The organism is Serratia sp. (in: enterobacteria), assembly GCF_046715635.1.
Taxonomy (GTDB): Bacteria; Pseudomonadota; Gammaproteobacteria; order Enterobacterales; family Enterobacteriaceae; genus Chania.
The window spans coordinates 1-5,751 of record NZ_JBKJYW010000193.1 but is presented as its reverse complement, the minus strand read 5'-3'; the positions used below and the strand labels follow the sequence as shown (position 1 = coordinate 5,751).

General features: G+C 56.0%; 7 protein-coding genes. 2 read left to right on the top strand and 5 right to left on the bottom strand.

The window, feature by feature from the left end:
- Nucleotides 1–9: 9 nt before the first annotated feature.
- Together tpiA and ACLQ7H_RS09550 are read right to left on the bottom strand one after the other, a co-directional pair.
- Entirely contained in the window at nt 10–777 is a 768-nt protein-coding gene (tpiA, locus tag ACLQ7H_RS09555; protein WP_411752452.1) for a triose-phosphate isomerase, read from the bottom strand.
- Nucleotides 778–904: 127 nt separating this feature from the next.
- Nucleotides 905–1,492, bottom strand: coding sequence for a DUF1454 family protein (locus ACLQ7H_RS09550; protein ID WP_411752451.1), 588 nt, complete (start codon nt 1,490–1,492; stop codon nt 905–907).
- Between the two features lie 195 nt (nt 1,493–1,687).
- On the opposite strand from ACLQ7H_RS09550, the gene ACLQ7H_RS09545 reads away from it, so the two are divergent.
- Nucleotides 1,688–2,107: a DUF805 domain-containing protein gene (locus ACLQ7H_RS09545; RefSeq protein WP_411752453.1), complete on the top strand. Its 420-nt coding sequence runs from the start codon at nt 1,688–1,690 to the stop codon at nt 2,105–2,107.
- A gap of 1 nt (nt 2,108) precedes the next feature.
- On the opposite strand, the gene fpr is transcribed toward ACLQ7H_RS09545, so the two are convergent.
- Nucleotides 2,109–2,855 (bottom strand): ferredoxin--NADP(+) reductase, encoded by a 747-nt coding sequence (fpr, locus tag ACLQ7H_RS09540; RefSeq protein WP_411752450.1) that lies wholly within the window; start codon nt 2,853–2,855, stop codon nt 2,109–2,111.
- A 4-nt stretch (nt 2,856–2,859) separates the two neighbouring features.
- A complete protein-coding gene (locus ACLQ7H_RS09535; RefSeq protein ID WP_411752449.1) occupies nt 2,860–3,483 on the bottom strand; it encodes a helix-turn-helix transcriptional regulator in 624 nt (207 codons plus the stop codon).
- A 298-nt stretch (nt 3,484–3,781) separates the two neighbouring features.
- Here ACLQ7H_RS09535 and emrD point away from each other — a divergent pair, with 298 nt between their 5' ends.
- Nucleotides 3,782–4,966, top strand: coding sequence for a multidrug efflux MFS transporter EmrD (gene emrD / locus ACLQ7H_RS09530; RefSeq protein WP_411752448.1), 1,185 nt, complete (start codon nt 3,782–3,784; stop codon nt 4,964–4,966).
- A 33-nt stretch (nt 4,967–4,999) separates the two neighbouring features.
- On the opposite strand, the gene glpX is transcribed toward emrD, so the two are convergent.
- Nucleotides 5,000–5,751, bottom strand: a 752-nt coding sequence (gene glpX / locus ACLQ7H_RS09525; protein WP_411752447.1) for a class II fructose-bisphosphatase, incomplete at its 5' end; no start/stop codon positions are given.

Below are 5,751 nucleotides of genomic sequence, written 5' to 3'. Positions count from 1 at the left end.
CGGATAAAATCAGGCTTTTTTCGCCAGGGCAGCGGCTTTGACGATCACGGCGAAAGCGTCAGCTTTCAGTGATGCGCCGCCAACCAGCGCGCCGTCGATGTCTGGCTGAGCAAACAGCTCTGCGGCGTTCTTATCGTTCACGGAACCGCCGTACTGGATGATCACTTCGGCAGCGACCGCAGCGTCTTGCTTGGCGATATGGTCACGGATGAATTTATGCACTGCCTGAGCTTGCGCTGGGGTGGCAGATTTACCGGTACCGATAGCCCACACTGGCTCGTAAGCGATGACGGTGCCTTTGAACGCTTCAGCGCCCTGAGTTTTCAGCACAGCGTCGATCTGGCGCGCACAAACTTCTTCGGTTTTACCCGCTTCGTTTTCTGCTTCGGTTTCACCGATGCACAGCACTGGGATCAGGCCAGCGGCTTTCAGCACCGCAAATTTCTCTGCGATCGCGGCATCGGTTTCTTTGTGATAGGTACGGCGCTCTGAGTGGCCGATGATGATGTATTCAGCACCTACGTCTTTGAGCATGGTGGCAGAAACTTCGCCAGTGAAGGCGCCAGACAGGTTGATGTCGACGTTCTGTGCGCCCAGAGCGATGCGGCTACCACCCAGTTCGTGCTTGGCCAGATCCAGGTACATGACCGGAGGTGCGATGGCAACGCCACAACCGTCAACGCTGCTCAGTTCTTTGCGTAAGGCGGCGATCAGTTCGTTAACCATGTGAACGCTGCCGTTAAGCTTCCAGTTACCCATTACTAATGGATGACGCATGTGTTTTCCTCCAAAAAGGGGACGCGAGAGTCTAAATGACAACTGCCGGACAGGCAGTTTACCTGCCCAACAGTATAGAGATGAATCAGTGCAAAGGCTTTGCTTTTTGTCATTAATTGCTGGGGTATCAGGGTTCAGATAGCGTTAGCTTAATCGGTTCAACGGCGAAGGTTACCCCCTTATCGCCGTTATCTGCCACCACATAGCGTATTGCCCCGACCTGTTGTTGGTAGAAGTAGGAACCTTTGCCTTTTTCCAGCAGGTTGTTCACCTTGATGATGCTTTCTTCCACGGTGAGCGCCGGTTCAAATTGGCGGCTCAGGGCTGCCATGTAGTTCACCGCGATGGCTCTGGCCGCTTTTTCTTCGCCATCCTGCAACAGCAAATGGGTGATTTGCATGGTTTTGATTTTACCGGTGCCCTTTTCCAGCGCGGTAGAGGCGTACAGGTTTTCATTAATCTTGCTGGCCGCGCGGGTCAGCAAAGGGGAGTCATCCTCTCTGGAGGGGACGACGCGGTATTCACCAATCGGCAACGTTGGATTGTCGCGGTTGTACTTTTCGCGAAATTGCACCACCGTCAAATCGAAGGTGGGCGCGCCAGCCAGCAAGTAGGGGGCGTTCGCCGTGGCTTCGGTAGGCGTATCCGGTGGATCGGCCCAGGCACTGCCGATGGGGGAGCACAGGCAGGCTATAACGATGATTTTTTTCAGCATGGTATACGGCATCGGTAACAAAGATGACTCCGATTAAAACGATAACCCAGGCGAATTGTCAAAAATTCCGCGTGATTGTCGTTTGCTGACGCGAGGCGGTGCGATGGTCTGCGCTTTGCCGGGGCTAGCTCAACCCGGTATGGCCTATGTTACACTGCGGAGCAGAATATGGGCAGGCCAAGAGTGCATGAATCGATGACCTTACAGCAATGGTGTTTTTCCTTTAATGGCCGCATCGGGCGGCGCGACTTCTGGATCTGGATGGCAGCCTGGGTGGTGCTGATGGCGGTGGCCTTCACTCTGGCCAGCTATGATGTGGTGGCGATCCAAACCATCGCCTTTTGCATTGTGGCGCTGCTGTGGCCAACGGCTGCGGTGCTGGTCAAGCGCCTGCACGATCGTAATAAAAAGGGCTGGTGGGCGTTGCTGTTGATCCTGGCGTGGATATTGGCGGCTGGTAACTGGCAGATGCTGGCACCGGTCTGGCAGTGGGGCGTTGGGCGTTTTATTCCGACGCTGATTGTGGTGATGATGGCGATCGATCTGGGGGCTTTTCTTGGCACCCCTGGGGATAACCGATTCGGACCCGAGGCCGAACCGGTAAAATTCCGCTGAGCTACCAGTAATGCTCGCTGGTGATATGGCCCGGCTTGCGGCGCAGATGTTTGCGCATCTGGTGCTTCTCTTTCAGCGTCTGCTGGGTATCTCGCACCATCTGCGGGTTGCCGCACAGCATCACATGGCTGGTTTCGGCATCCAGGGTCAGGCCTACCGCCGCTTCCAGCCGCCCGTCTTCCAGCAGAGCCGGAACGCGTCCGGTTAATGAGCCAGCCACTTCTTCGCGGCTGACCACGGTTTGAATGCGTAGCTTGCCGTTAAAACGCTGTTGCAGCTGCTGCATCAGCGGCAGGTAGCTGAGATCGCGAGCAAATCGTGCGGCATGCACCAGCACCAGGTTGTTGAAGCGCTCCAGATCTTTGCCTTCTTGCAGGATCGACAGATAAGGGCCGATGGCGGTGCCGGTTGCCAGCATCCATAAGGTGTCGCAGTCTGGCACTTCCTCAAGCACAAAGAATCCGGCGGCTTCTTTGGTAACCAGCACTTCAGCACCGGGCTGCAGCTGATGAAGCCTTGGGCTGAGTTTTCCCTCTGGCACGGTGACCAGATAAAACTCAAGGTTGGGATCGCTGGGGGCATTAACATAAGAATAGGCACGCTGAACGCGCTCGCCGTCGATTTCCAGTGACAGCTTGGCAAATTGCCCGGCGGTGAAACGGTCGATCGGGGCATTGACGGTGATGCTGAACAAGCCATCGGTCCAATATTGCACCCCTGTCACTTTGCCATTAACCCATTCAGCCATACTTTTAACGCTCCCGTGGTCGGATCAAATAAGCACAATGTCGTGAGCCGGAGATGGCATGCGCGGTGCGTTCTATCCGGTAGCCTTTACCCAACAGGCGATGGAACAGCTGCAGTTCAGAGTTACACAGGCTGCTGCAAGTATGGGCCGCCACGCCGATCGGACAGTGGTTTTCCACCAGTAACATACCCTGTGGGCTTTCCAGCAGTTCCGCCATGTAGCCGTCACGCTGGCGCAGGCTAACCAGGCGGTTGAGCTTGCCGAGGTGGTCTTCTTCCTCTGCCAGTTCATCTGCGTACCGGTGATAGAGTTTATCCTCTCGAGCACGGATCAGCTTTTCTATGCCTTCGGCACCGAACAGCTCATGTGCAGACTCCAGCAAAATAGCCGAAAGCCGATCGTGTCCGTCTGCAAACTGAGCGTGGCCCTGCTGGGTCAGCGACCAGTAACGCGTCGGGCGGCCTACTTTGGCACGTGTTTCCTCGTAGCAAACCAGCTCACGTTGTTCAAGGGATTGCAGATGCTGGCGGATCCCCATCGGCGTGATTTCAAGCCGCTCTGCCAGCATTTTGGCAGAATGAGGACCCAAGGTTTTTAACTGCAGTAAAATCAGCTCTGGTGTTTTCATAAAACCCAAATCCCTGTGGCGGTATCTTATTTCAAGTTGATGGAAATAATTATCGATTAAGTGCTAAAGTTAATCCCCTGCAAGCTTATCATTTTTAACTCTTTCCCGTTACACGTACAGTTTGATTTACGAGACTGGTAGCGATAGGTGCCAGTGTGACGGCGATCTATATTTGTCTGAAACTCGCTAAAAAAATTAGATTTGTTAGCTTATGCGACGCTGAGAAGCAGCTCTGTGGTTCCCCCTGGGGTATTGGGCGGGGTTGAGTGTCGCAAGACTGAATAAGTTAATGAAGATAATGAGAAAAATTGAAAATTTCCACCTGCTGGTGATGCTGATCCTGCTGGTTGCCGTCGGTCAGATGGCGCAAACCATTTATGTCCCCATCATCGCCGATATTGCCCGCGATCTCTCGGTGCCCTCAGGCTCCGTGCAGCGCGTTATGGCGGCTTATCTGCTGACCTACGGCTTCTCACAGTTGATCTACGGGCCGCTTTCCGATCGCATTGGCCGCCGCCCGGTGATCCTGGCTGGCATGATGATTTTCCTGCTCGGTGCCTTGGGGGCTTTGCTAGCCAACAGCCTATCGATGTTGGTGGCAGCCAGCGCGGTTCAGGGGATGGGCACCGGTGTGGCAGGCGTGATGGCCAGAACCATGCCGCGTGATCTGTATGCAGGCACTTCCCTACGCTACGCCAATAGCCTGCTGAATATGGGCATTCTGGTCAGCCCGCTGTTGGCTCCGGTGATTGGCGGGGGGTTGGCGATGATGTTTGGCTGGCGGGCCTGTTATGGCTTCCTGCTGGTGTTGTGCGCCGGTGTAGCGTTTGCCATGTTCCGCTGGCTACCGGAAACCCGGCCGCAGCAGACGGAAAAACGCCGCATGTTCTCCAGCTTCCGCCAACTGCTGGCGGATGGGACTTTCAGCTGTTATCTGGTGATGTTGATCGGTGCTCTGGCCGGGATCGCCGTTTTTGAAGCCAGCTGTGGCGTGTTGATGGGCGGGGTGTTGGGGCTGAGCGGCTTGACCGTCAGTATCCTGTTTATTCTGCCGATCCCGGCGGCATTCTTTGGTGCCTGGTATGCCGGGCGTGACGGTAAATCCTTCCACAGCCTGATGTGGCATTCGGTGATCAGTTGCCTGCTGGCGGGGCTGATGATGTGGATCCCTGGTTGGTTCGGGGTGATGAATATCTGGACGCTGATCGTGCCTGCGGCGTTGTTCTTCTTTGGTGCCGGGATGTTGTTCCCCTTGGCGACCACCGGTGCGATGGAGCCGTTCCCTTATCTGGCTGGGGCGGCGGGTGCCCTGGTGGGTGGCATGCAGAATATGGGGTCTGGTTTGGCGACCTGGCTGTCAGCCATGCTGCCGCAAACTGGGCAATTCAGCCTTGGGTTGCTGATGTTTGCCATGGCGTTGCTGATTTTGCTGTGCTGGTGGCCGCTATCGAGCCGCATGCAGCATCAGGGACATACCGCCTGAGAGAGAAGGGGGCGCGTGCTGCGCCCCTAGGTGTTAAAGCAGGAATTCGTGCAGCGCTGCGTCTTTGCGATCCAGATAGTGGGTCGAGCGGATGCGGCGGATAGTGCGCGATTTGCCCCGGATTAACAGGGTTTCGGTGGTGGCCATATTACCTTTGCGGCTGATGCCCTCCAGCAGATCGCCCTTGGTGATGCCGGTTGCGGCAAAGATCACGTTATCGTTGCGCGCCATTTCATCCAGCACCAACACCTTACCGGCTTCGATGCCCATTTCTTTACAGCGGACCAGCTCCTGCTCGCCAATACGGCGATTATCTTCGTTATCCCCTTTGACCTGATGACGTGCCAGCAGGCGGGCTTGCATATCGCCATCCAGCGCACGGATCACCGCCGCGGAGATCACGCCTTCCGGCGCGCCACCGATGCCGTACATCACATCCACTTCGCTTTCTGGCATGCAGGTCAGGATCGAGGCTGCGACATCACCGTCGGGAATAGCGAAAACCTTTACCCCGAGCTGCTGCATTTCTGCGATCACTGCATCGTGGCGCGGTTTAGCCAACGTGATCACCGTTAGCTCTGTCAGAGGTTTGCCAAGGCGAGCGGCGATGTTGTTCAGATTAGTGGCTAGCGGCAAGTTGAGATCGATCACCCCACGCGCCTGCGGGCCGACGACCAGTTTTTCCATGTACATATCAGGAGCGTGCAGGAAGGTGCCGCGATCGCCTACCGCCAGGACCGCCAGCGCATTGGATTGCCCCATTGCGGTCATGCGCGTACCTTCGA

Bases quoted from the DNA above. Each gene is read 5' to 3' on its own strand.
- tpiA (WP_411752452.1), bottom strand. From the start codon at position 777: ATGCGTCATCCATTAGTAATGGGTAACTGGAAGCTTAACGGCAGCGTT.
- fpr (WP_411752450.1), bottom strand. From the start codon at position 2,855: ATGGCTGAATGGGTTAATGGCAAAGTGACAGGGGTGCAATATTGGACC.
- ACLQ7H_RS09535 (WP_411752449.1), bottom strand. From the start codon at position 3,483: ATGAAAACACCAGAGCTGATTTTACTGCAGTTAAAAACCTTGGGTCCT.
- ACLQ7H_RS09550 (WP_411752451.1), bottom strand. From the start codon at position 1,492: ATGCTGAAAAAAATCATCGTTATAGCCTGCCTGTGCTCCCCCATCGGC.
- emrD (WP_411752448.1), top strand. From the start codon at position 3,782: ATGAGAAAAATTGAAAATTTCCACCTGCTGGTGATGCTGATCCTGCTG.
- ACLQ7H_RS09545 (WP_411752453.1), top strand. From the start codon at position 1,688: ATGACCTTACAGCAATGGTGTTTTTCCTTTAATGGCCGCATCGGGCGG.